This window comes from Halomonas sp. TA22, assembly GCF_013009075.1.
Lineage (GTDB): Bacteria > Pseudomonadota > Gammaproteobacteria > Pseudomonadales > Halomonadaceae > TA22.
This window is the reverse complement of record NZ_CP053108.1, coordinates 686,417-711,561: the sequence shown is the minus strand read 5'-3', so window position 1 is coordinate 711,561 and position 25,145 is coordinate 686,417. Positions and strand designations below refer to the sequence as shown.

The window sequence follows — 25,145 nt, the reverse complement described above, 5'->3', positions numbered from 1 at the left end:
CTAGGTCATTCTCCCAGAGTGAAGCGAGCGACATTGTTGGTGCCGGCCCGCGCGGTCAGATCGACCTGTTCGCCGCGATAGCGCAATTCGACGCCACTGGCATTGCCGATGGTCAGGCGGAAGGGCGGCTGACCCTCGGCGGTGGCCTGGGTGCCGGGCTCCTGAAGACCGACGAACACGCGCTGGTTGCTGGCATCGAAGATTTCGGTCCACGACTGCTCGTTGAAGGTCAGCTCGAGCACGCGCGGGTCGGCTGCTGCGGGCTGCTCGGTGGCCGGCGCCTCTTCCTCCTGTACTGCCTCTTCGTTGGCAACGGGCTGCTGAGAGCCCGGCTGCTCGAGGGGCGGGGTGGAGGCGATAATGTTGCCGGCCTCTGTCGCAGTGTCTGTTTCGACTGGCGCCACGGCAACGCTGTCGTCGACAGTGGGATCACCGGGGGCGGCTGGTGTGGGCTCGGCCGGCTGCCGATCGTCGACCAGGCCCATCTCGCCGCTGTCGGCGGGAAGGGGCGGCAGCGGTTCACCTGCGGGCGGCGACTCGTCGCCCTCGGTGATGGTGGTGCCATCCAGAGTGTCGACCGCCACCGGTTCGCTGCCACCAAGCCCGAGAAGTTCGTTGCCGCCGCGGCTCTGCCACCACAGTAGTGTCAGGCCGATCAACCCCACCACCACCAGTAGTGTCACCAGCTTGAAGAGCCAGGCGCCGATCCGCGAGGGGGGGCGGGTGACGTGTACCGGCGTCACCTTGCGATCGGTCTCGTCGCCGCCGAACTGGGTATTGTAGGCGGCGATCACGCTCTTCTCGTCGATACCCAGCATGCGCGAGTAGGCGCGCAGATAGCCACGCCGGTAGGCGCTGACCGGTACCTCTTCGTAGCGGTCGCTCTCCAAACCGATGACCACGGCCGGACGCAGGTTGAGGGCGACTGCCGCCTCCTCGATCGACATTCCCTGGCGCTCGCGCTCGTGCTTGAGAATGATGCCGGGTGAGGCTTGGGAGGCGAATTCAACCATTTCGTTGTCGTGGGTGTCGCTCATATCTGAGCATCCTTAAGCTAGATTCAATTGTCAGAGAGCATTGCCGCAAGCGTCGGATTGCTCGGTAAAAACCTTGGACTCATTCTCCCCGGGCCGTGGCGATCTGCTCCGCCAGACTCTGGCTTTCGGTGGTGGTGCCGGCAAGACGCTTGAAAACCTGCAACTGCTCCCAGGCACGTAGATAGTTGCCTTGCGAATATTCGAGCTGCGCCAGCGTGAAGTAGCTGCGCGGGCTGCGTGCATCGATGGCCTGCGCACGCTCGAGACTGGCGCGGGCGGCGCTGGTATCGCCCATGTCGCGCTGGCACTGGCCCAGGTTGGCGAACAGCTGGGCCCGATTGTCGTACTGAGTGTCGCGGGTTGCCAGCTCCAGCTGGGAGCAGGCCTCCGCCAGGCGGCCATGCTCGTAGAGGTATGCCGCATAATTGTTGCGCGCCCGTGTCGAGTCGGGATTGGACTCGAGCGCGCGTCGAAAATAGTCATCGGCCAGTCGCTGCTCGCCTTGACGCTGGTGGACCATCGCCATGGCCTGCAGTGTCTCGGCATCGTCGGGCGCGATCTCCAGGGCCCGGTTGAGTGCACCCCTGGCACGCGGCAGGTTGTCACGCTCCAGGTAGGCCACCCCCAGCTGGGTATAGGCGTCGGCAGGGTTGGCGCCGGACTGTGTCTGCGGGCCCTGGCCGGCACAGCCGGATAGCCAGGCAGCGCTCAGCACGGCGGCCAGAAACGGTCGCGATGTCCAACGCTCTAGCAGGGGGTGAAGACGGATCATGGACTCCTCTCGATACGTCATGAAGGACACCGGGCGACATGTCATGAACAACACCAGGCTCGCCTTGCCCTAGCGGGCGAAAAACGCGACAACGGCTTGAAAAGCCTACCCATCAAAGCGCTGTGTCCAGTTGAAGTCAAGGTCGCCGGACACCTCAGTCGGCGTCGAGCTGGATCGACTGGATATAGCGCGCGTGACGCTTGGTGCGATCCTTGACGCGACCTACCAGCTGGCCGCAGGCCGCATCGATATCGTCTCCCCGCGTGCTGCGAATCGGGGCCGTATAGCCCAGTTCGTAGAGCCACTGCTGGAAGCGCATCACCTGATTGCGCGAAGGCTTCTCGTAGCCGGAGTGCGGGAAGGGATTGAACGGAATCAGGTTGATCTTGCACGGCAACTCCTCGAGCAGCGCGGCAAGCTGTTCTGCATGCTCCTGCTGGTCGTTGACGTCCTTGATCAGGGTGTACTCGACGGTCACCATGCGCGTGTCGCTGCACTTGGCAAGATAGCGATGGCAGGCATCGAGCAACATGCGAATGTTGTACTTGCGATTGATCGGTACTAGCTCGCTGCGCAGCTCGTCGGTGGCGGCATGCAAGGAGATCGCTAGACTCACGTCGAGCTCGTCGCCGAGCTTGTCGAGCATCGGCACCACGCCAGAGGTGGAGAGCGTCACGCGGCGCTTTGAGAGTCCATAGCCGTTGTCGTCGAGCATCAGCTTCATCGCCGGCACCACATTGTCGTAGTTCAGCAGTGGCTCGCCCATGCCCATCATCACCACATTGGTCACCGGCCGGTTGGCGGTGTCCTTGCGAATCGCCCCTGGACTGCGACTGGCCACCCACACCTGGCCGATGATCTCGGCCGCGGTGAGGTTGCGCTCGAAGCCCTGCTTGCCGGTGGAGCAGAAACTGCAATCCAGCGAACAGCCGACCTGCGAGGAGACGCACAGCGTACGGCGGTTGCCGTTCTCGGCCGGAATCAGCACGGTTTCGACATAGCTGCCGTCATCGACCTCGAGCACCCACTTGCGGGTGCCGTCGCTTGACGTGCCCTCGTAGACCACGCTTGGACCACGAATTTCGGCCACCTCGGCGAGACGCGTCCGCAGCGCCTTGGAGAGGTTGGTCATCGCGTCGAAGTCGTCGCAGCCTTCGTGATGAATCCACTTCATCAATTGGGCGGCGCGAAATTTCTTCTCGCCGATGGAGACAAAGAAGGTTTCCATCTGTTCGCGTGAGAGACCGAGCAGATTGGTGCGGGTGGAGACGGTGGTGGCAGTCATGGCGGTCAGCTGGTCGGTGGGGCGGTGAACGCGGGAGCCAGGCTCCCGCGGGCAGGCGAGATCAGCTGCGCGGGCAGATCTCGTCGCTACCGAAGAAGAACGCCACTTCGCGCTCGGCGGAGGCGGCGGAGTCGGAGCCGTGAACGGCGTTGGCGTCGATGGACTGGGCGAAATCGGCGCGAATGGTGCCGGCTGCCGCTTCCTTGGGGTTGGTAGCGCCCATCAGCTCGCGGTTCTTGGCAATCGCGCCTTCACCTTCGAGCACCTGCACCACGACCGGGCCGGAGGTCATGAAGCTGACCAGCTCACCGAAGAAGCCGCGCTCCTTATGCTCGCCATAGAAGCCTTCGGCCTGCTCGCGGCTCAGGTGCAGCATCTTGGAGGCAACGACCTGGAGGCCGGCCTTTTCGAAGCGGCTGACGATCTCGCCGATCACATTCTTGGCGACGGCATCGGGCTTGATGATGGACAGGGTGCGCTCGGTAGCCATGGGCATTCTCCGTATGGGTTGGTAGTGAAGGTCGTGAATGTCTTCTGGATGAAGCTGCGCCGCCCGGGAGTTGCCATTACCTGGCCTCGGGGCGGCGCGTCGAGAAAACGGATCGGTTTGGGAAACACAGGCCGCGGCCGCGCGGCGTTGCCGATTGGCCGCGCATTATAACCCTTTCGCGCGACGGGTAACAATCGGCCAGTCCCCGATGTCAGACACTGAAGCTCTCGCCGCAGCCGCACTGATCCTTGACGTTGGGGTTGTTGAAGCGAAAGAAGCGATTTAGCCCCTCCGAAACGTAGTCGACCTCGCTGCCATCGAGCATCTCCAACGCCTCGGGGGCGACGAAGACCTTGACGCCATGCTCCTCGAAGGCCACGTCGCTTTCGGTGAACTCATCGGCGAAGTCGAGCACGTAGCTGTAGCCGGAGCAGCCGCTGGGCTTGACCGATACGCGCAGCCCAAGGCCCTGGCCGCGCTCGGCGAGCACGGTGCGGATCTGGCTGGCGGCGGATGCGGTTATCGTAAGGTGCGCCATATGGATACTCTCCTGTGAAGCGGTGGTCTCATCATGCGGTGTCAGCGGCGCAGTGCGCTCACCGCATGACGCAGCTCGGCGATGGTGGTCTCGATGTCGGCATCACTGGTGAAGCGGCCGAAACTGAAGCGTAGTGATGCCAGTGCCCGTGAGCGTGGTACCCCGATCCCCGTCAGCACGTAGGAGGGCTCGACACTCGCCGAGTTGCAGGCCGAGCCAGTGGAGATCGCCAGGCCGCGCAGTGCCATCAACAGCGACTCGCCATCCACGCCATCGAAGGCCAGGTTGAGAATGTTGGGTATCGCGACCCGGGTGTCGGTATTGTGATGGATGCCCTCAAGCCCGGTCAGTTCCCTCAGCAGGCGATCACGCAAGCCCAGGATGCGAGCCTGATCGACCTCACGCTCGCGTCCGGCAATGGCGAAGGCTTCGCCCATGCCGACGATCTGGTGGGTGGGCAGGGTGCCCGAGCGCATGCCTCGCTCGTGGCCTCCGCCATGGATCAGCGCGTCAAGGCGAATGTCCGGATGGCGCTTCACATAGAGTGCACCGATCCCCTTGGGACCGTAGATCTTATGGGCCGAGAGCGACAGCATATCGATGCCCATCGCTTCCACATCCAGCACAATCTTGCCGGCGGCCTGTGCGCCGTCCACGTGAAAAATGGCACCATGGGCATGCACCACCTCGGCGAGTGCAGCAAGGTCGTTGATGCAACCAAGCTCATTGTTCACCGCCATCAACGAGACCAGTACGGTATCGTCACGCAGGGTGTCTGCGAGCTGATCGGGGGAGACCCGGCCATCCTCGCCGGGCTCAAGCCAGGTCACCTCGAAGCCCTCGGCCTCCAGTGCCTTGGCCGTGTCCACCACGGCCTTGTGCTCGATACTCGAGGTGATCAGGTGACGGCCCCGGGCACGGTTGGCGCGCATGTAGCCGATCAGCGCCAGGTTGTCCGACTCGGTGGCGCCGCTGGTCCAGACGATTTCGCGGGGATCGGCGTTGATCAGATCGGCAACCTGGCGGCGCGCTCCCTCTACCGCCTGCTCTGCCAGCCAGCCGGACATGTGGCTGCGCGATGCCGGGTTGGCGAAGATGCCATCCAGGGTCAGATGCCGGCTCATCAGCTCCGCCACGCGCGGATCGACGGGGGTAGTGGCGGCGTAATCGAGATAGACCGGTGCGCTCATGGGCTCGTGTTATATCGCTCGTGACGGTGAAAGGAGTCGGGCTTGCATTGGAGTGTAGCGGCGCTGCATGTATCGGTCAGGGAGAGGTCATGGCAATGGTCGAGGCGTCGCAACGGCGGCGCTGGCGTTCGGCGATGCCGCGTACCTCCTGACGACCGACCAGGTCGCCCAGGGTAATGCCATCGAGAAAGCCATGAATCTTACCGGAGAGCTCGCACCATAGATGGTGGGTGAGGCAGGTGTCGCCATGCTGGCAGTCCGACAGCCCCTGACAGCGGGTGGCATCCACCGACTCGTTGACGGCATCGATGACCCGAGCCACCGAGATCTGGGCGGGAGGTAGGGCCAGCAGATAGCCACCGCCCGGCCCGCGTACGCTCTTGACCAGCTGGGCACGCCTCAGCCGGGCGAACAGCTGTTCGAGATAGGAGAGCGAAATTTCCTGGCGGCGTGAAATGTCGGCGAGGCTGGTGGGGCCTTCGGCGGCATTCAGGGCCAGGTCAAGCATCGCGGTGACGGCGTAGCGTCCCTTGGTGGTCAAGCGCATAACATCATAGCCGGCATAATATTTGGGCCATTATGGAAAAACCCAGTGTCTCGGTCAACTATAGCTCGGCGGCGGGTCCTGTCGGCCTTTCAAGGCTGACGCTTGTCGATGCGTGACGCCTCCGGGGAGATGGACGTCTCGTGGGCCGGTGTGGTATCGGGAGAGGAGCAGCCATCGAGATCGTCGAGGATCTCGGCGAAGTCCTCGTCGCGCAGCTCCGGCAAGCGACCCTCGCGATAGCTGGCATCGAGCTTGCGCAGCGTCGAGCACATCCGCTCGATGCGCTCGTCGACGGCATGCATATGATCGAGCATCGCCTGCATCGAGCGGGCCATCGGATCGGGCATGTCCTGGCTTACGCCGTAGGCATCGAAGCCGAATTTCTGGCAGATCGCCTCGCGCCGTGCCGGGTCCACCTCGAGCGGCGCCTCGCTGTCGGGCTCGGCACGCTTGACCACCTTGCCGGGAATACCCACCACGGTGGCGCCGGCCGGCACCTCCTTGGTGACCACCGCATTGGAGCCGATCTTGGCGCCGGCGCCCACCGTGAAGGGGCCCAATATCTTGGCCCCGGCCCCCACGATCACGCCATCGCCCAGCGTCGGGTGGCGCTTGCCCTTGTTCCAACTGGTGCCCCCCAGGGTGACGCCCTGGTAGAGCGTGACGTCATCACCGACCTCGGCAGTCTCGCCGATGACCACGCCCATGCCGTGGTCGATGAAGAAGCGCCGGCCGATACGCGCGCCGGGATGGATCTCGATGCCGGTCAGCCAGCGAAACAGCGACGAGAGGGTGCGCGCGAGCCACTTGAGGTTGCAGTTCCACAGCCAATGGCTCAGGCGGTGGGCCAGCAGCGCATGGAGCCCCGGGTAGTTGGTAAGCACCTCGAGAAAGTTGCGCGCGGCGGGGTCGCGGGCGAATACGCTGTTGATATCTTCACGCAGTCGACGAAACATGCGGCATTCCTTGAATAACGAGCGACCGTCAATTGCCGAGCGGCCGGTGTGGCGTGCAAGACGAAGGCGCGGGATGGGCGCCTACATTATTGGGGTGCGAGCCTTGTCCTGCAAGGCTCGCCTCCTGTGGTCATGGTGCGTCGTTGGGTGAGTTTGGACATCGCTTGTCGACTGCGGTGAGAATGCCGCGCAGGATACTGACCTCCATGCGGTCGGGTCTGGCGCGCAGGTAGAGGCGGCGCAGGCGCGCCATCAGCTGGCGTGGCCGGTCGGGATCGTGGAAATCGATCTCGATCAGGGTGCGCTCCAGATGGGCGAAGAAGTGCTCGAGCTCTTCGTGGCTGGCTGGCGGGTTGTCCCACTCGATGCCGAAGGGCGCTTCCTCGGCCTTGCTGTCGGTACCCTGCGCCTCGCTTTCGAGCCAGGCCAGGCGGCACTCATAGGCGAGTACCTGTACTGCGGTGGCCAGGTTCAGCGAGCTGAAGTCGGGATTGGAAGGGATGTGCACATGCGTGTGGCAGCGCTGCAGCTCGGCGTTGGTCAGACCAGTATCCTCGCGGCCGAAGACCAGCGCCAAGCGTGCCTCGCGGCTGGCAAGCTCGCTCGGCAGCCGTTGGCCGAGGGCGCGAGGGGTGAGCATCGGCCAGGGCAGGGTGCGCGAGCGGGCGCTGGCGCCCACCACCAGGGTGCAGTCGCTCACCGCTTCCTCGAGGGTTTCGACTCGGCGGGCGCTCGCCAGGATTGTGTCGGCACCCGAGGCGCGCGAGATCGCCTCCGCCGAGCGCGGCTCGCCGCGCGGCGCGACCAGGGCCAGCTCGGAGAGCCCCATGTTCTTCATGGCGCGGGCGGTACCGCCGATGTTGCCGGGGTGGCTGGTGCCGATCAGCACGATGCGAATACGGTCGAGCATGGGAAGCCTTGGCGATAGCGTTGAGCGGAAAAGTTGGCCGCAGAGTCTACCATGAGCCAGGCGCGCATGCTTGAGCGATGGCCTCGCGGTGAGGATTCTGCTAGCATGCGCGCCGTTGCCGTCATGTAAAGTCATCTGCGTGCAACACGTTCTTTAACAGCTACCGACTCCTCAAGGCCCGATCATGCATCCGATGGTCCAATTCGGGTTGCGCGCCGCGCGCGCTGCCGCCGAACAGTTTCTGCGCATTCGTGAACGTATCGAGAACGCTCACGAAGAACACAACCTCGATCGTCTGCTGGAAGATACTGCCCGCAACGCCGAGACCCTGATCGCAAGTCAGCTGGTACGCGGCTACCCGTTGCATGGGATCTCCGGTCGATTTACCCCCTATCGCGAAGGAACGGCCGAAGGCCAGGACATCCACTGGAGGATCGAACCCTTCCATGGCTACTCCAACCTGAGCGCGGCGAGCGCCGGTTTCGCCATCTCACTGGTGTGCCTGATCAAGGGGCGCCCTGAGCATGCGGTGGTGATCTGTCCGTTCAGCGACGACGAGTATCTGGCCAGCCGTGGGCGTGGCGCCCAGTACAACGGCAAGCGCATTCGGGTGCCCAAGACCACCGTCATCGGTGGTGCGCGTATTGCCATGAGCCTGCCGGAAACCTGGCTGCGCCCGCGCCATCTGCCCGCCTACATTACCCTGGTTCAGCAGCTCGGCCCGCAGATCGAGATGCAGCGAGCCACCGGCAGTGGCCTGCTGGACATGGCGGAGCTCGCCTCGGGCCGTGCCGATGCGGCCTTCGTGCTAGGGCTCGAGGAGCAGGACAAGCTGGTCGGTAGCCTGCTGCTCAAGGAAGCCGGTGCGTTAATGGGCAGTTTCGACGGCCGCCCCAGCATCGACAACGAGGGTCAGCTGCTGGCCGCCGGCCCGCGCCTCTACAAGGCGCTGGTGCAGCAACTCAAACCGCATTTCTAACTCATCAGTATCCAAAGAAAACCGCCCCCGCAGCAGCGCTGCGGGGGCGGTTTCGTTTTTGCCTTCGAGGAGGGCGGGTTACGGCAACTCCTCCTCTGCCTCCGGGTCTTCCTTCTTTGACGGGATCAGATCCTGGCGCTCCAGCTTGAGTACCAGCAGCAGCGCCGCTGCCATGTAGATGGAGGAGAAGGTACCCACGGCAACGCCGATGATCAGCGCCACCGAGAAATGGTGAATCATGTCGCCACCCAGCACCAGCAGTGCCATGAGTACCAGCAGGGTGGTACCGGACGTCGCCAGCGTGCGCGACAGGGTCATGTTGATGGCATCGTTGAAGATCGCCGCCATGTCGTCGGTACGCGATTTGCGAATGTTTTCCCGAATCCGGTCATAGACGACGATGGTGTCGTTCAGCGAGTAGCCGATCACCGCCAGCAGTGCTGCCAGCACGGTAAGGTCGAAGTCGAGCTGGAACAGCGAGAATATGCCGACCACGATCACCACGTCATGGATCAATGCCAGCAGCGCCCCGAGAGCGAATTTGTACTGGAAGCGGAAGGCGACATAGACCATCACGATTGCCAGTGCCACCAGCAAGCCGAGCCCGCTCTGGTCGCGCAGCTGTTCACCGACCTGGGCGCCGACGAACTCGGCGCGTACCAGCTCAACGCTTGCACCACCTTCGCGCAGCAAGCCGATGATCTGATCGCCCACCTCAGGATCGAAGGCCTGCTGCAGGCGGATCAACACCTCGGTGGAGGCGCCGAAGGTCTGCACCGAGACGTCACGGAAACCGGCGTCGGTGAGCGTCTGGCGGATCATGTCCAGCGCCGGCGCCGTGGCGTAGCGCACCTCCACCAGCGTACCGCCGGTGAAATCGAGCCCCAGGTTGAGCTGTTGCATTACCAGCGAGCCTATCGAGATCAGCAACAGCACTGCCGAGACGATGAAAGCCAGGCGGCGCTTGCCCATGAAGTCGAACTGTCGCATCGCGGGGCTCCTCATATCCATAGTTTCTTCACCGGCTTGCCGCCATAGGTCAGGTTGACCATGGCGCGGGTCACCAGCAGGGCGGTGAACATCGAGGTCAGGATGCCAAGCGACAGCGTCACGGCGAAGCCCTGCACCGGACCAGTGCCGATCGAAAACAGGATCACTGCCACCAGCAGGGTAGTGATGTTGGCATCGACGATCGAGGTGAAGGCGCGTTCATAACCGGCGTGTATCGCCTGTTGCACCGACATGCCGGCACGCAGCTCCTCGCGGATGCGCTCGAATATCAGTACGTTGGCATCCACTGCCATGCCCAGCGTGAGCACGATACCGGCGATGCCAGGCAGTGTCAGCGTGGCGCCGAGCAGCGACATGGCGGCGGCCAGCAGGGTCAGGTTAATGGCCAGCGCCACATTGGCGAACATGCCGAACACCTTGTAGCGAATCAGCATGAACATCACCACCAGCAGCAGGCCGATCATGATTGACATCACGCCGCGGTCGATATTGTCCTGGCCGAGGCTCGGGCCGATGGTGCGCTCCTGCACGAAGTAGATCGGCGCGGCCAGCGAGCCCGAGCGTAGCAGCAGGGCCAGCTCCGCCGCCTCGGTGGGCGAATCCAGGCCGGTGATGCGGAAGCTGTTGCCCAGCGCGCTCTGGATCGTCGCCAGGCTGATCAGGCCGCGCTCCACATAGGGCTCGCGCACCTCGACCTCTTCGCCACCCTCGATCACGATGCGCGTGCGGGTGTGATGCTCGATGAACAGCACCGCCATGTTGCGACCGATGTTGGTCCGGGTGGCACGGTTCATCAGCGTGCCGCCGGTACCATCGAGGTTGATGTTGACCTGCGGGCGGCCATTCTCGTCGAAGCTGCGGCTGGCGCTGGAGACGCTATCACCGGTGATGATCACGTCGCGCATCAGGTCGGCGGTGCGCGAAGGATCGTTGCGGAAGGGGAAACTCTGGGTCTCGGCATCCGGAGTGTCCGGACGCGCCTCGAGGCGGAACTCGAGGTTCGCGGTGGCGCCCACCACACGTTTGGCGGCGGCGGTATCCTGCACGCCGGGCAGTTCGACGACGATCTGATTGGGCCCCTGGCGCTGCACCATCGGCTCGGCCACGCCCAGTTCGTCCACACGGTTGCGCAGGGTGGTGAGGTTCTGGTTGACGGCGTAGTCCTGAATCTCGTTGACGGCCTGATCGGTAAGCGTCATCACCAGGCTGGCACCACGACCGTCGCCTACTGATTCGTAGTCGAAGTCGCGGAATTCGCGGCTGATCAGGCGGCGGGCGGCGTCGCGATCCTCGGCATTGATGAAGGAGAGCGTCAGGCTGCGTGCCTCGACCTCGGAGCCGCGATAGCGGATGCGCTCGCTGCGCAGCATCTCGCGCATGGCGCTGGCATTGACCTCGAGACGCTGGGTCAGTGCGGCGTCCATGTCGACTTCGAGCAGGAAGTGCACGCCACCGCGCAGGTCGAGTCCCAATGTCATCGGTGAAGCGGAGAGGCTCTGCAGCCAGGTGGGGGTGGACTCGGCCAGGTTGATGGCGACCACGAAATCGTTGCCGAGCTGTTCGGCGATCAGATCGCGGGCGCCCAGCTGATCATCGGCCTCCTCGAGACGGATCAGCAAGGTGCCATTGTCAGTGTCGATAGCCTTGATCTCGATGCCGGCATCCAGGAGCATCTGGCGGACGGCCTCTTCCTGCCGCTGATCCAGGGCGGCCTCGCCTCGGGCGCTGCTGATCTGTACCGCGGGGTCTTCGGGGAAGAGATTGGGCAGTGAGTAGATCAGGCCCACGATGAGCACGAGAAGTATAAGAAGATACTTCCACAGGGGATAACGGTTGAGCATGCAAGCCCTGCCTTGTAGCTGACTAATGCAGACGCAATGGAGAGACGGTCGGCATGGCGTCTTGAGCGGTGCGACAGCCGCCGCGCGCGAGGTGACGGCGCGGCGGTATCACAACGGTATCCGAGGGTCAGATGGACTTGATGGTTCCCTTGGGAAGCACCGCCGCAACGGCGTTCTTCTGGACATTGACCTCGGTGCCTTCGGAAATTTCCATGCTGATGAACTCGTCGCTCACCTTGGTGATGCGGCCCAGAATGCCGCCACCGATGACCACTTCGTCACCCTTGGAGAGGCCGCCGACCAGCTGCTTGTGCTGCTTGGCCCGCTTGGCTTGCGGACGCCACAGCAGGAAGTAGAAGATGGCCACGAAGCCGACCAGCATGATGATCTGCGCCATGCCGCCACCGGCGGCGCCGCCTTCGGCATGGGCCGGGGAAATGAAGAAGTCCAGCATTGGTTGTGTCTCCTGGATCAGAGGGGGTAAGAGGTTGGCCAGCGCTACGGAGCGGGCGGCACGGGTAGGCCGCGCTGCTCATAGAACAGTTCCACAAAGTTCGCCAATGTACCCGCTTCGATGGCACCGCGCAAACCGGCCATGACGCGCTGGTAGTAGCGTAGATTGTGGATGGTGTTGAGCATCGAACCGAGCATCTCGCCGCAGCGATCGAGATGATGAAGATAGCCGCGCGAGAAGTGCTGGCAGGTGTAGCAATCGCAGTGTTCCTCCAGCGGCCGGGTATCATGGCGGTGCTTGGCGTTGCGGATCTTGACCGTACCCTCGGCGGTGAACAGATGACCGTTGCGGGCATTGCGGGTCGGCATCACGCAGTCGAACATGTCGATGCCGCGGCGCACGCCCTCGACCAGATCCTCTGGCTTGCCCACACCCATCAGGTAGCGCGGCATCTGCTCGGGCATCCAGGTCGGCAGGTAGTCGAGCACCTTGATCATCTCCTCCTTGGGCTCGCCCACCGAGAGTCCGCCGATGGCCAGGCCGTCGAAGCCGATCTCGAGCAGTCCCTCGAGCGAGCGCTTGCGCAGCTCCGGGTACATGCCACCCTGAATGATGCCGAACAGCGCCGATGGTGAGTCGCCATGGGCGTCGCGGGAGCGTCTGGCCCAGCGCAGTGACAGCTCCATCGAGGTCTGCGCCGCTTCCGGAGTGGCTGGGTAGGGGGTGCATTCGTCGAAGATCATCACCACGTCCGAACCCAGCGTGCGCTGCATGGCGATCGACTCTTCCGGTCCCATGAACACCTTGGCGCCATCCACCGGCGAGCGGAAGTGCACGCCCTGCTCGGTGATCTTGCGCATCTCGCCCAGCGAGAAGACCTGGAAGCCGCCGGAGTCGGTGAGGATCGGCTTCTTCCACTGTGAAAAGTCATGCAGATCGCCATGTGCGGCGATGACCTCGGCACCTGGGCGCAGCCACAGGTGAAAAGTGTTACCAAGGATGATCTCGGCGCCGATCTCCTCCACCGACTGCGGCGTCATGCCCTTGACGGTGCCGTAGGTGCCGACCGGCATGAAGGCGGGCGTCTCCACCGTGCCGCGGGGAAAGCTCAGCCGGCCGCGGCGGGCGCGCCCGTCGCTGGCCAGCTGTTCGAATTTCATAAAGCATTCGTTGCGCATGAAGAGTTCTCAAAACTGGCGGGCGGTTCAGGCGCCCTGGCGGGTCAGGAACATGGCGTCGCCATAACTGAAGAAGCGGTAGCCCTCTCGGACTGCCTCGCGATAGGCCCCCATCACCGTGTCGAATCCGGCGAACGATGCCACCAGCATCATCAACGTCGACTCCGGCAGATGGAAGTTGGTCACCAAGCCATCGACACAGCGCCACTCGTACCCCGGATAGATGAAAATGTCGGTTTCGCCACTGTAGGGCGCTATTGCGCCGTCAGGGCTCGCCGCGCAGGCGCTTTCCAGGCAGCGCACGCTGGTGGTGCCCACTGCGATCACCCGTCTCCCGGCGGCCTGGGCGCGGCGCACCTGCTCGCTCACTGTCTTGGAGACTTCGCACCACTCGCTGTGCATCTGGTGATCGCGAATGTCGTCGGCGCGTACCGGCTGAAAGGTGCCGGCACCCACGTGCAGGGTGACAAAAGCGCTCTCGATGCCCTTGTCGGCGAGTTTGGACAACAGTGCTTCGTCGAAGTGCAATCCTGCGGTGGGAGCCGCCACCGCGCCGTCGCGCCGGGCATACACGGTCTGATAGCGGCTGCGGTCGGCAAGCTCGTCGGCACGGTCGATATAGGGTGGCAACGGCATATGGCCGTGGCGTTCGAGCAGTTCGATCAGCGGGGTTTCGCCAAGAAAGCGCAGCTCGAACAGCGCCTCGCGCCGCCCCTCCACCACGGCACGAATATCGCCCTCGAGAAGTAGCTCGGTGCCAGGCTTGGGCGACTTGCTGGCACGAATGTGCGCCAGGCCGCGGTGGGCATCGAGCGGTCGTTCGAGCAGCATCTCGATCTTGCCGCCGCTGGCCTTTTGCCCATGCAGGCGAGCGGGAATCACCCGGGTGTCGTTGAACACCAGCAGGTCGCCTGGCGCGAGCAGCTCGAGCAGCTCGGGAAAACGACGATGAGCGAGTGCTCCCGTATTGCCATTCACGCACAGCAAGCGGCAGTCGCTGCGCTGCTCGGAGGGGTAGCGCGCAATCAGCTCATCGGGAAGGTCGTAATGGAAATCGGAGCGCTGCATGAGGAGTAAAGAAGCTTCGCCGGAGAGTGGAGAGAGCCGGGCATTGGGCCCGGCAAGGGGGCCATAGGATACTCGACTACGCAGGCGAAGTCAGTTGCGGTGCCAGAGATTCACTGCTCGATCCTGGCGAAGGGCGATATGCGGCATATGGCGTCGATCAGCCGTGAGGCGGCCAGCGACAGGGGACGATGCTGGCGTACGATGAGGTGCGATTCAGCCTCGACGAATACCGGATGGGCAATGGCCAGTGCCACCAACTGGCCGCGTGCCAGTTCGTGGCTGAGGGCCACCTCGGGCATGAAGGTTACGGCGTGACCAGCCGTCACGTACTGCTTGAGGGTGGCAAGCGAGTTGCTGACCAGGCTCGGCGTGAAGTGTCGCTTGTCGAGTATCTCCACGGTGTCGACAAGCTGGCGCAGGCCATAACCCTGGGAGATCAGCCCCAGCGGGTAGTGGAGAAGATCATCCAGTGACAGTGGCGGGGTAAGCCGAGTCAATGGATGGTCGGGGTGCATCACTGCACACACCGGCTGGCGGGCCGAGGCGATCGATTTAACCCCCGGCAACAGGCGCGGCGAATAGGCGAGGCCGAGATGGGCGTCGCCCTCCAGCACCCGGCTGACCACCTGATTGACGCTGGCGATGCTCACCTCGAGATGCAGCTGTGGATGGCATTGGGAGAAGTCGTTGACCACTTCGCTCATCAGGGTCGCGCTATAGCCCTCGCTGATCGCCAGGCGCAGCGTGCCGCGGCTGAGATTGTCGAGCTCGGCAAGATCGCTCAGCAACGCGGCCTCGGCGGCCTGACGCTCGCGGTGAAAGTCGAGCAGCAGCTCGCCGGCTTCGGTGGCGCGCACCCCCCGGCCATGGCGCTCCAGTAGTCTTACCCCCAGCTCCGCTTCCAGGCGGGCGATCTGGCGGCTGATCACCGAAGGTTCGATATCGAGCTGGTCGGCCGCGCGCCGTATCGATCCCTGCGTCATCGCTTCGAAGGCGTAGCGCAGGCGGCGCGAATTGAGCCCTTCATCACTCGACGAGAGACGCGGTGACATATCGGTTTTCATCCTGTTGGCAGCAGTGTTGCTCAATGGGCAACGGATACATGATGCGCCGGTCATTGCATCTCTGTCCACGTCACGCCTAACGTGACAAACAAGGTGCTGCTGCACTGCGTCATACACCTAAGTATAAGAACAGAGGATGACATGAAGATCCTGATTGCGGGCTTCCAGCACGAAACCAATACCTTTGCCCCCACCAGGGCGGACTACTCGAGCTTCGTTCAGGGCGGAGGCTTTCCCGCGCTGTGCCGGGGTGAGGAGGTGCTGGCACTCGAGTGGGTGAACATTCCGGTGGGCGGGTTCATTGCCGCCGCCAAGGCGAGTGGCTATCAGTTGCTGCCGGCGGTATGGGCAGCGGCGAGCCCTTCGGCGCATGTCACCGAAGCGGCCTTCGAGCGGATAGCCGGTGAGATCGTCGCGGCTGCCTCGGCCGCCTGCGTCGATGCCATCTATCTCGACCTGCACGGTGCGATGGTCTGCGAGCATCTCGATGATGGCGAGGGAGAATTGCTGGCCCGTCTGCGAGAGGTCGTAGGCAGCAAGATGCCGATCGTCGCCAGTCTAGACCTGCACGCCAACGTCACCCGCCGCATGCTCGAGTCCGCCTCGGCGCTGGTGGCCTATCGTACCTATCCGCATGTCGACATGGCTGACACCGGTGGCCGTGCGGCAGCGCTGCTTACCCGGCTGCTGAATGGCGAACTCCTCCACTGCGTCTCGCGGCGCATTCCTTTTCTGATTCCGATCTCCGCCGGCAGCACCTTTCTCGAGCCGGCGCACAGCGTCTATGCCGGGCTGGCCGAGCATGACCGGCGCTGTGCGGCAACGCTCTCCTTCGCGGCCGGCTTTCCCGCAGCGGACTTTGACGAGTGCGGGCCCGTGGTGTGGGGGTATGGTGCCGACCAGCCTTTGCTTGAAGCCGAAGTGTCGGCGCTCGCCGTTGAAATCGCCGACTTCGAACCGCGCTGGCAGGTGCCCTTTCTCTCGCCCGAGGAGGCGGTGCGCGAGGCGATGCGTCTCGCCGAGCATGAGCGCAAGCCGGTGGTCATCGCCGATACTCAGGACAACCCCGGCGCTGGCGGTGATGCCACCACCACCGGCATGCTGAGGGCGCTGGTCGAGGCCAGCGCCCAGCAGGCCGCACTGGGACTGATCTGCGATCCCATCGCGGCCGCCAAGGCGCATGCGGCAGGCGAGGGCGCACGACTCCTCCTGGCCCTGGGTGGTGAACCAAGCGTCGGCGATGCACCGCTCGAGGCCGAGTTCGAGGTGGTGCGCTTGAGCGATGGCCGCTGCCGTTACGACGGCCCGATGATGCACGGCAACCAGGTTAATCTCGGCCCCAGCGCACAACTGCGCATCGGGGGGGTCGCGGTGCTGGTCACCAGTCGCAAGACGCAACTGCTCGATCGCAATCTGCTGCGCATGGTTGGCATCGAACCCGAGGCGATGAGCATCCTGGTGCTGAAGAGCTCGGTGCACTTTCGCGCCGACTTCCAGCCGATCGCCGCAGCGATCCTGATCGCCAAGTCGCCCGGTCCGATGGCCGCCGACCCCAGCGAGCTACCCTGGACCCGTTTGGCGCCGGGACTGCGCACTCGGCCGATGGGAGAGCCATTTGCTTCGTCTGCATAAAGAATTCCCGCTCTACTTGGCCGCCCTGGGTGGCTCAACAACAACAACGAAGAGAGGTATCGCGATGCAACCCACAGTAGTGATGAAATCCACCCCCGGCATGGCCCGCACCCTGCTCGGCACGGCACTGCTCGGCCTTGGCGCCATGACGCTTGCCGCCGAGAGCCAGGCGCAGACGGTCAATGCGGTGATGCACTCGGGATTGAGGATCATCGACCCGATCCTGACCACGGCGCACATCACCCGCAACCACGGCTACATGGTCTTCGATACTCTGCTCGGGATGGATGAAGCGTTCCAGCCGCAGCCGCAGATGGCCGACTGGGAAATCTCCGACGATGGCCTGACCTACACCTTCACCCTGCGCGACGGGCTCACCTGGCACGATGGCGAGGCGGTGACCGCCGCCGACTGCGTCGCCTCTCTCGAGCGCTGGGCGAAGCGCGACTCCGGTGGCCTGATGCTGATGGGTCATGTCGAGTCTCTGGAAGCCACCGATGAGCGCACCATCACCCTGATGCTGGCATCCCCCTTCAGCTATGTACTCGAACTGCTCGCCAAGCCCTCCTCGGTGCCGGCCTTCATGATGCCCGAGCGGATTGCCAGCACGAGTGCCGAGGAGGCGATCCCCGAACAGATCGGCTCCGGCCCGTTCCGCTTCGTCGCTGAGGAGTTCCAGCCCGGCAACCGGGTGGTCGCGGCGACTGATGGAGGCGGCCCCGGGGCGTGGCTGGGATTTCATAGCCGGGGCGCCGGTGGCTGAGGTTTTGCAATGAAAAATGATGAAGGAGCGGACATGACGCCTTGCGATTTAAGTGCCACCCAGGCACGCCGCCTGCTGGGTTCCAAACAGCTCTCGGCCGTTGAGCTTGCTGAAAGCTGCATCGCTCGAACCGAGGCGGTGAACCCCGCTGTCAACGCCTTGGTCAGCCATGACTACGACACCATGCTCTCCCATGCCCGCCAGGCCCAGCGAGCCATCGACAGGGGCGAGCCGCTGGGTGTTCTGCATGGCCTACCGTTGTGCGTCAAGGACATGGTCGATGTCATCGGGCTGCCGACGACCTATGGCAGCGAGCTTTATGCCGACAATGTTGCCCAGGCGGACGATCCGATGGTCGTGCAGCTGCGCGAAGCCGGTGCGGTGATCATGGGCAAGACCAACAATCCCGAGTGGAGTGCCGGGGGCAATACTCGCAATGCGGTCTATGGCGTGACGGCCAACCCCTTCGACCTGTCACGCTCTGCGGCGGGCTCGTCGGGTGGCTCGGCGGCGGCGCTGGCCTGCGGCATGTCGCCGCTGGCCACCGGCTCGGATACAGGCGGCAGCCTGCGCAACCCGGCGGCATTCTGCGGCGTGGTCGGCTTTCGCCCTTCACCTGGCGTGGTGCCTGGGCATGGTCGTGCCATGGCCTTGCTGCCACTGTCGACCAGTGGCCCGATGGCACGTACCGTGGAGGATACGGCACTGATGCTATCGGCGATGATTCGTGCCGATCGACGCGATCCCTGGGTCTCGGTTGTCGAGGATCGCTCACCTCATCGGGGCGAGCGCTTCACCCACCTGCCGACCTACGACCTGTGCAGTGCGCGGATCGCCGTGACTCACGATTTCGGCTTCGCCATGACCGAGAAGACGATTGCCGACAGCTTTCATGACAAGCTTGGGCAGTTCGGCAGCCTCTTCGCCCGTCTCGATGAAACGCACCCGAATTGCGAGGGGGCGGACAGGGCATTCGCCGTCCTGCGGGCGGTGCTGTTCTCCGGGCACCACCGCGACCTGCTGCTCAAGTATCCTGACAAGGTGGGACCCAACATCAAGCTCAACGTGGAAGAGGGTGAGCGCTACTCGGTGCTCGATGTGGTGGACGCGTTGAACCTGCAGACCCGGTTGTATCGACACTGGCAAGCCTTTTTCGACCAGCACGACTTCATTCTGGCGCCCACCACGACCATCAGTCCCCGCGATTGGCACGAGCTCTATCCACGGGAGATCGATGGTCAGCCCACCGACAGCTACTACCATTGGCTCTCCATGGCTTATGCCTCGACGCTTGCCGGGCATCCGTCGATCACGCTCCCGGCGGGGCTTGATCGCAATGGCTTGCCCTTCGGTCTGCAAATCATCGGACGCCGTGGCGAGGATCTCGCCACGCTGGCCTTTGCCAGGGAACTCGAAACGCTCTTTGCGGGCAATCCGCAACTGGCGCGCCCCCGGGTCGATATCGATGCACTGCAGAAGGCGCCACCGATCAGCCAAGCCGAGGGGTTTCTCGGTTTTGGCTAGAGCCGGTGGGCATTTTTGCCAGCATTTTCGGCCGAGGGACTCAATGAGTCGGACGGTAGATATCCCGATACAGCTGGCGAAGCTGGTTCTTCTGCACCTTGCCCATGGTGTTGCGCGGCAAATTGTCGACGAAGATTACCCGCTTGGGCTGCTTGTACTTGGCGAGCTGGTCGCTCAGTGAGGCGATCACCTCCTCCTCGCTGAGCGAGGCATATGGCTGGCGTACCACCACGGCCGTCACGCCTTCGCCGAAGTCGGGATGCGCGACACCGATCACGGCGGATTCGACTACCTCGTCGAGTTCGTCGATCACCTGTTCGACCTCCTTGGGGTAGACGTTGTAGCCGCCGGTGATGACCAGGTCCTTGTCGCGCCCGACGATATGGATATAGCCGCGCTCGTCGACCATCGCCAGATCCCCGGTGACGAAGAAGCCGTCGTCGAGGAGCTCCTCGCGGGTCTTTTCCGGCATGCGCCAGTAGCCGATGAAGACGTTGGGGCCGCGCACTTCGAGCATGCCGATCTCGCCGCTCGGCAACGGCTGGTGCGTCTCGCGTTCGGTGACGCGTATTTCGACGCCCGGCAGCGGCATGCCCACGGTGCCGGCGATGCGCTCGCCATCGTAGGGGTTGGAGATGTTCATGTTGGTTTCGGTCATGCCGTAGCGCTCGAGGATGGCATGGCCGGTACGGGCTTCGAAGGCCTGGTGGGTCTCGGCGGTCAGTGGGGCCGAGCCTGACACGAAGAGCCGCATGTGCGCGGTCAGCTCCCGAGTCAGGCGCTCGTCCTGCAGCAGCCGGGTGTAGAAGGTGGGCACGCCCATCATCACGCTGGCGTCGGGGATTGCCTCGATGATCGCATCGGGATCGAAGCGCGACAGGAACAGCAGGCTGGCCCCGCTGATCGTCACCACGTTGCAGGCCACGAACAGGCCATGGGTATGAAATAGCGGCAGCGCATGGATCAGCCGGTCCGCTTCGCTGAAGCGCCAGGCCTCGGCCAGGGTCCTGGCATTGGAGTGCAGGTTGTCGTGGGTCAGCATGGCGCCCTTGGCGCGCCCGGTGGTGCCTGAGGTATAGAGAATGGCCGCCAGATCCCGCTTACCCAGCTCGGCAATGGCCATGCAGGGTTCGACATCCCTGGCGATCGTCATCAGGCTGCCTTCGCCGCTGTCGCCCAGGGTCTCCACCGCCGGGCAGCCACACTCGCCAGCAATGCGCCGGGCCTCGTCGAACATGGCGGGGTGACACACGAACAGTGCAGGCTCGGCATCGCTCAGGAAATAGCGAATCTCCTCGCCGGTATAGCCGGTGTTGAGGGGCAGGTAGACGCCTCCCACCTGCAGGCAGGCCAGGTAGAGCAGGATCGCCTCGGGGCTCTTGTCGACCTGGACCGCGACGCGCTCGCCCTGGGTGACGCCACGTTGACGAAGGGCGCCGGCCAGCCTGGCGGTGGTTTCCAGTGCCTGGGCATGGGTGTAGCCGGCCCCCCTCTGGGTCACGATGAAGGGCGCATCGCCGCGAATGCGCATGCGCTCGGCCAGGGTGGCAAAGAGGTTGTGATTCATTTGACGGTCTCTCCTTTCGCCAGCTTGCTGGCTCGCCGGCCCAGGTCGCGCACCTCGTTGGAGCAGGCAACCGTGGCATTGGCGATGTAGTTTTCATGGTTGCGCTCGATGTCGTCGAGCGCATAAAGATAGTTGACCATCAGGCCGGCGGATTGCCTGAGCCCCTTGCTCGAGGTGTCTCCCAGCCAGTTGATGCGGTGCAGGGAGGCGCCATTGCCGAGATGGAACCGGGCAACCGGGTTGAGGGGGACGCCATGACGGTTCTTTTCATGCGCCAGGTAGCGCGCTGCCAGGGGGCGGATCACGCTCTTGAGCTTGTCGGCCTGTTCCGGCGAGGCGTGCCAGTCGGGGATTTCGAGCAGTTGGAGCGTGCTGCGGGCCTCTTCTGTCACGCCGTCCTGTTCGTTCACCTGCTCCTCGAGCCACTGCCTGAAGCCGGGCACCGGTGACAGCGTCACGAAGTGGCTCAGGTGGGGGAGCTCCTGCTTGAGTTCCTGGACCACTTGCTTGATCAGGAAATTGCCGAAGGAGATGCCACGCAGGCCGGTCTGGCAGTTGCTGATGCCGAAGAAGGCCGCGCTGTCCGCCCCTTCCGGGTCGTCGATGTCGTGGCGATCGCTGTCGAGAATCCGCTGGATCTGGTCGGGCAGCCCCTTGCAGAGCGCGACTTCGACGAAGATCAACGGCTCGTCGCCGATCGCCGGGTGGAAGAAGGCGAAGCAGCGACGATCGCGGGCATCCAGGCGCCGGCGCAGGTCATTCCAGTCGTGGATTTCATGGACCGCCTCGTAGCGGATGATCTTCTCGAGTATCGAGGCTGGCGTGTCCCAGTCGATACGCTTGAGCACCAGAAAGCCGCGATTGAACCAGGAGCCGAAGAGATGGGCGAAGTCCTCGTTCAGCGCCAACAGCTCGGGGTGATCCTGCATGACCTTGAGCAGATCCTCGCGCATGCGCACCAGCTCAAAGGTACCGCCACTTGGCACATTGAGCCGCCGCAGCAACTCCTGGCTACGCGGCTCGCAGGCATTGAACAGGCGATGCAGCGCCTGGCTGTCGCGTCGCTCACGATACTCTTCATAAGCGGCGTCCAGCGCTGCGGGTTCGGCGGTGAACGCCTCGGCAAGCTGCACGAAGAAGCGCTGCTTCTCGTCGTCGTCCAACCGCGAATAGAGCGCCAGGGCACGACTCGCCAGGGTGATGCTCGAGGCTTCCCCATCGCTCTCGAGCAGAACGCGACAGGCGTTGATCACGCGCTCGTGGTCGGGTGGCGGCTCGGGGCTGCTACGCCGTCTCAGTAACGCATCGCGCTGGGTGATGTTGTTGAACAGCTCCTGCAGGAAGCTCATGTTCATGACGCGACTCCTTTTAGCCCATGACCAGGTTGGGCAGCCACAGGGCGATGCCGGGAAAGAGACACAGCAGCAGGATGCCAAGCACCATGCACAGTGCGTAGGGCAGGCTTCCCATCAGGATGTTACGCAGCGAGATATCCGGCGCGATGCTCTTGATGATGAACAGGTTGAGTCCCACCGGGGGCGTGATCAGGCCGATCTCCAGGTTGATGGTCAGAATCACGGCGAACCAGTAGGGATCGAAATCGGCGGCAAGGATGATCGGCAGCAGAATCGGCGCGGTCATCACGATCACGGCCACCGGTGGCAGGAAGAATCCGGCGACCAGCAGGAACAGGTTGATGACCCCCATCAACACCCAGCGGTTGACCTCCATGTCGGCGATGGCGGCGGCCACGGTCTGGGTGATGAACATCGACGACAGGGCGTAGGCGAAGACTTCTGCGGTGGCGATGATCAGCATGATCATCACGCTTTCACGCAGCGAGTCGCGCATGATCAGCTTGATCGGCCCCACCTGCCACATGCGGTAGATCGCGATGGCCAGACCCAGGCACAAGAACGCGCCAACGCCTGCGGCTTCGGAGGGGGTCGCCACCCCGCCATACAGCGCGAACAGGATGCCGGCCACTACGCACAGGAACGGCAGCACGCGCACCAGGGCCTTGAGGTTGGCGTCCACGTTGGCCCTGATGGTCTGCTTCATGCGCTCGCTGGATTGCGCCAGGGGGTTGTCGTAGCCGCCGGCCAGGCGACAGGCGATCATCGTCCAGATCATGAACAGACCGGCGAGCATGAAACCGGGGACGACGCCGGCGATGAATAGCCGGCCGATCGAGGTCTCGGTGGAGATGCCGTAGATGATCATGGTGACCGAGGGCGGAATCAGAATGCCCAGGGTGCCGCCGGCGGCAATGCAGCCTGCCGCCACGCCATCCGGGTAGCCCCGGTTGCGCATCTCGGGAATGCCCATCTTGCCGATCGCGGCGCAAGTGGCGGGAGAGGAGCCGGAGAGGGCAGCAAAGATCGAGCAGGCACCGATGTTGGAGACCGCAAGCCCGCCGGGCAGGCGTCCCATCCACAGGTCGAGCGAGCGGTAGAGGTCGCGCCCGGTGGGCGACGAGGCCACCGCCGCACCCATCAGGATGAACATCGGGATGGCCACGAAGCCGAACTCGGCAATGCGGTCGAAGAAGGTCTCGCCGAAGTAGGTCAGCTCCGGCAGGCCGCGATCGGCCATCAGGGCGACCAGCGAGACGGCGCCAAGCGCGAAGGCGATAGGCGTGCCGATGGCCATCAGCACGATCAGGCCGATGGCCACCAGTAACCCCATGGTCACGGGATCCATATCAGCTCTCTCCGCGCAGGATTTCGGCCACGTACTGCAGCGACAGCAGCGTGGCGCCGACCGCCATCGGCATAAGCGCTGGCCACAGCAGCGGGTTCCACACCGTTCCCGTCGTCCAGTTGCCCTCCCAGGCCTCCCAGACATAGACCCAGGAGGCGTAGGCCAGCGCCATACAGAAACCGAGTCCTACCAGGGCGGCGATGAAACGCATGATCTTGCGGGCAATGCCGCCCAGCGCATCCGGCAGGAAGGTGATGGCGACGTGACCGCCGGTCATCAAGACATAGGGGCTTCCCAGCAGCATGGCACCGGTCACCGAGAAGACCGTGAACTCGGTCTGCCAGCTGGTGCTCATGCCCAGCACGTAGCGCACGAACACCATCTGGCAGACGACGATCACCCCGGCGATGAACAGCGCGCTCGCCAGGTAGGCGGTCGCTCTCGATAGGATGTCCATCAAACGGATGTAACCGCCGATTGCGCCGCCGATGTCGGCTGCGCCGTGGGTGGTGGAGTTGCTCATGGTTCCCCCTGGTCCAAGTCGGGCGGCCACCGACAGGGTGGCCGAGCCAGTGGATGTCACGCCTGGATCATTCGACTGCCAGGGCGGCGTCGATGATGGCTTGACCGTTGGGGACGTTGTCGGCGAAGTTCTTGTAGGAGGTCTGGCGGGCGATTTCCAGCCAGGCGTTGTAATCCTCTTCGCTCATGCTGACCACTTCGACGCCATTCTCGCGATAGACCTCGACCATCCTGTCGTCGATCGCCTGGGCTTCGGCAACGAAAAACTCCTCGGCGGCTCGGCCGGCCTCAAGCAGAGCGTTCTGCTGCTCCTCGCTCAGGCGCTGCCAGACCTGCTCCGAGATCAAGACCGGCTCGTACATGAACCACAGCGCGTAATCGCCCGGCTCGGTGAGGCACTCGACCTGCTCGTAGAGACGAAACGAGACGAACGACATCGACGAGGTATTGGCCGCGTCGAGCACTCCGGTCTGCATCGCGGTGTAGATCTCGGAGGAGGGCATCGAGGCGATGGATGCCCCAGCGGCCTGCAGCATCTGCTCGAAGGCGGGACCGGCGGCGCGAATGTTCTGGCCACGTATCGTCTCCGGCGAGGTGATGCACTGCTCGCTTGAGGCGAAGCCGCCCGACAGCCAGCTATCGGCGAGCACGCGGGCGCCGCCATCGAGAATCACCTGCTTGATCATCTCCATGTACTCGGAGTCGTTCAACCGCTGCGCATGTTCGTGGTTGCGCACCAGGCCGGGCATCAGCGTCGCCGAGAACTCCGGATGGCGACCGCTGGCGTAGTCGAGCGGCAGCGAGGTGATGTCCAGGCGACCACGCGACAGGGCCCCCCACTGCTCGTTGGCCTTGAACAGCGACTGCCCAGGGTAGACCTGGATTTCGAGGCCGACATCGGCTTCGGCGACGTGTCGAGCCATCATCTGTACCATCTCGTCGCGCACATCGCCCTGGCCTCCCGGGAATTGATGCGAGGCGCGCAGGATGGTCTGGGCGGAGGCGGCGCTACTGAGCGCGAGGGTCAGTCCGAGCAGGGTAGCGGTGAGGGTGGCGGTAGAAGCGAGGGGGCGTTTCATTGGCGTCTCCAATCATTATTGTTATATGTGTATAT

General features: G+C 63.8%; 24 protein-coding genes. 4 read left to right on the top strand and 20 right to left on the bottom strand.

Annotated features, from left to right (window positions below; translation table 11 throughout):
• Nucleotides 1–5: 5 nt before the first annotated feature.
• From HJD22_RS03205 to trmJ, 9 genes are all read right to left on the bottom strand, one after another.
• Nucleotides 6–1,037, bottom strand: a complete 1,032-nt coding sequence (locus HJD22_RS03205) for a RodZ domain-containing protein (protein ID WP_208654211.1) — start codon at nt 1,035–1,037, stop codon at nt 6–8.
• 79 nt (nt 1,038–1,116) lie between these two features.
• Complete coding sequence (gene pilW / locus HJD22_RS03200; RefSeq protein WP_208654210.1) at nt 1,117–1,809, bottom strand: type IV pilus biogenesis/stability protein PilW; 693 nt, start codon at nt 1,807–1,809, stop codon at nt 1,117–1,119.
• Nucleotides 1,810–1,963: 154 nt separating this feature from the next.
• Nucleotides 1,964–3,094, bottom strand: coding sequence for a 23S rRNA (adenine(2503)-C(2))-methyltransferase RlmN (rlmN, locus tag HJD22_RS03195; protein WP_208654209.1), 1,131 nt, complete (start codon nt 3,092–3,094; stop codon nt 1,964–1,966).
• 61 nt (nt 3,095–3,155) lie between these two features.
• The gene (gene ndk, locus HJD22_RS03190) at nt 3,156–3,584 is read right to left on the bottom strand and encodes a nucleoside-diphosphate kinase (protein ID WP_208654208.1); all 429 of its coding nucleotides are present in this window, start codon (nt 3,582–3,584) and stop codon (nt 3,156–3,158) included.
• A 211-nt stretch (nt 3,585–3,795) separates the two neighbouring features.
• On the bottom strand, nt 3,796–4,122 hold the full coding sequence (locus HJD22_RS03185; protein WP_208654207.1) for an iron-sulfur cluster assembly accessory protein: 327 nt from the start codon (nt 4,120–4,122) through the stop codon (nt 3,796–3,798).
• A gap of 41 nt (nt 4,123–4,163) precedes the next feature.
• Nucleotides 4,164–5,312, bottom strand: coding sequence for an aminotransferase class V-fold PLP-dependent enzyme (locus HJD22_RS03180; protein WP_208654206.1), 1,149 nt, complete (start codon nt 5,310–5,312; stop codon nt 4,164–4,166).
• Between the two features lie 76 nt (nt 5,313–5,388).
• Nucleotides 5,389–5,859, bottom strand: a complete 471-nt coding sequence (gene iscR / locus HJD22_RS03175) for a Fe-S cluster assembly transcriptional regulator IscR (protein WP_208654205.1) — start codon at nt 5,857–5,859, stop codon at nt 5,389–5,391.
• 89 nt (nt 5,860–5,948) lie between these two features.
• Nucleotides 5,949–6,815 (bottom strand): serine O-acetyltransferase, encoded by an 867-nt coding sequence (gene cysE, locus HJD22_RS03170; RefSeq protein WP_208654204.1) that lies wholly within the window; start codon nt 6,813–6,815, stop codon nt 5,949–5,951.
• 130 nt (nt 6,816–6,945) lie between these two features.
• Nucleotides 6,946–7,725 (bottom strand): tRNA (cytosine(32)/uridine(32)-2'-O)-methyltransferase TrmJ, encoded by a 780-nt coding sequence (gene trmJ / locus HJD22_RS03165; RefSeq protein ID WP_208654203.1) that lies wholly within the window; start codon nt 7,723–7,725, stop codon nt 6,946–6,948.
• 184 nt (nt 7,726–7,909) lie between these two features.
• Between trmJ and HJD22_RS03160 the strand changes: the two genes are divergently transcribed.
• Nucleotides 7,910–8,704 carry an inositol monophosphatase family protein gene (locus HJD22_RS03160; RefSeq protein ID WP_208654202.1) on the top strand — a complete coding sequence of 265 codons (795 nt, stop codon included), beginning with the start codon at nt 7,910–7,912 and terminating at the stop codon, nt 8,702–8,704.
• 78 nt (nt 8,705–8,782) lie between these two features.
• Here the strand turns inward: HJD22_RS03160 and secF are convergent, their stop codons facing one another.
• The 6 genes from secF to HJD22_RS03130 form a co-directional block, all read right to left on the bottom strand.
• Complete coding sequence (gene secF, locus HJD22_RS03155; RefSeq protein WP_248730084.1) at nt 8,783–9,694, bottom strand: protein translocase subunit SecF; 912 nt, start codon at nt 9,692–9,694, stop codon at nt 8,783–8,785.
• An 11-nt stretch (nt 9,695–9,705) separates the two neighbouring features.
• Nucleotides 9,706–11,556, bottom strand: a complete 1,851-nt coding sequence (gene secD / locus HJD22_RS03150; RefSeq protein WP_208654201.1) for a protein translocase subunit SecD — start codon at nt 11,554–11,556, stop codon at nt 9,706–9,708.
• A 127-nt stretch (nt 11,557–11,683) separates the two neighbouring features.
• Nucleotides 11,684–12,010 (bottom strand): preprotein translocase subunit YajC, encoded by a 327-nt coding sequence (yajC, locus tag HJD22_RS03145; protein WP_208654200.1) that lies wholly within the window; start codon nt 12,008–12,010, stop codon nt 11,684–11,686.
• A gap of 44 nt (nt 12,011–12,054) precedes the next feature.
• A complete protein-coding gene (gene tgt, locus HJD22_RS03140) occupies nt 12,055–13,170 on the bottom strand; it encodes a tRNA guanosine(34) transglycosylase Tgt (protein WP_217267811.1) in 1,116 nt (371 codons plus the stop codon).
• A gap of 45 nt (nt 13,171–13,215) precedes the next feature.
• Nucleotides 13,216–14,256: a tRNA preQ1(34) S-adenosylmethionine ribosyltransferase-isomerase QueA gene (gene queA, locus HJD22_RS03135; protein WP_208654198.1), complete on the bottom strand. Its 1,041-nt coding sequence runs from the start codon at nt 14,254–14,256 to the stop codon at nt 13,216–13,218.
• Between the two features lie 110 nt (nt 14,257–14,366).
• Nucleotides 14,367–15,308 (bottom strand): LysR family transcriptional regulator, encoded by a 942-nt coding sequence (locus tag HJD22_RS03130; protein WP_208654197.1) that lies wholly within the window; start codon nt 15,306–15,308, stop codon nt 14,367–14,369.
• Nucleotides 15,309–15,461: 153 nt separating this feature from the next.
• Here HJD22_RS03130 and HJD22_RS03125 point away from each other — a divergent pair, with 153 nt between their 5' ends.
• From HJD22_RS03125 to HJD22_RS03115, 3 genes are all read left to right on the top strand, one after another.
• Nucleotides 15,462–16,952, top strand: coding sequence for a M81 family metallopeptidase (locus tag HJD22_RS03125; RefSeq protein ID WP_208654196.1), 1,491 nt, complete (start codon nt 15,462–15,464; stop codon nt 16,950–16,952).
• Between the two features lie 64 nt (nt 16,953–17,016).
• Nucleotides 17,017–17,715 (top strand): ABC transporter substrate-binding protein, encoded by a 699-nt coding sequence (locus HJD22_RS03120; protein ID WP_217267810.1) that lies wholly within the window; start codon nt 17,017–17,019, stop codon nt 17,713–17,715.
• 33 nt (nt 17,716–17,748) lie between these two features.
• Nucleotides 17,749–19,239 carry an amidase gene (locus tag HJD22_RS03115; RefSeq protein ID WP_208655707.1) on the top strand — a complete coding sequence of 497 codons (1,491 nt, stop codon included), beginning with the start codon at nt 17,749–17,751 and terminating at the stop codon, nt 19,237–19,239.
• A gap of 40 nt (nt 19,240–19,279) precedes the next feature.
• Here the strand turns inward: HJD22_RS03115 and HJD22_RS03110 are convergent, their stop codons facing one another.
• The 5 genes from HJD22_RS03110 to dctP form a co-directional block, all read right to left on the bottom strand.
• Nucleotides 19,280–20,806: a malonyl-CoA synthase gene (locus HJD22_RS03110; RefSeq protein ID WP_208655706.1), complete on the bottom strand. Its 1,527-nt coding sequence runs from the start codon at nt 20,804–20,806 to the stop codon at nt 19,280–19,282.
• Nucleotides 20,803–22,161 (bottom strand): malonyl-CoA decarboxylase, encoded by a 1,359-nt coding sequence (locus HJD22_RS03105; protein WP_208655705.1) that lies wholly within the window; start codon nt 22,159–22,161, stop codon nt 20,803–20,805. The genes HJD22_RS03110 and HJD22_RS03105 overlap by 4 nt, the downstream gene beginning before the upstream one ends.
• A 13-nt stretch (nt 22,162–22,174) precedes the next feature.
• On the bottom strand, nt 22,175–23,509 hold the full coding sequence (locus tag HJD22_RS03100; RefSeq protein WP_208655704.1) for a TRAP transporter large permease: 1,335 nt from the start codon (nt 23,507–23,509) through the stop codon (nt 22,175–22,177).
• 1 nt (nt 23,510) lies between these two features.
• A complete protein-coding gene (locus HJD22_RS03095; protein ID WP_208655703.1) occupies nt 23,511–24,032 on the bottom strand; it encodes a TRAP transporter small permease subunit in 522 nt (173 codons plus the stop codon).
• Between the two features lie 67 nt (nt 24,033–24,099).
• Nucleotides 24,100–25,110 carry a TRAP transporter substrate-binding protein DctP gene (dctP, locus tag HJD22_RS03090; RefSeq protein ID WP_208655702.1) on the bottom strand — a complete coding sequence of 337 codons (1,011 nt, stop codon included), beginning with the start codon at nt 25,108–25,110 and terminating at the stop codon, nt 24,100–24,102.
• Nucleotides 25,111–25,145: the final 35 nt, after the last annotated feature.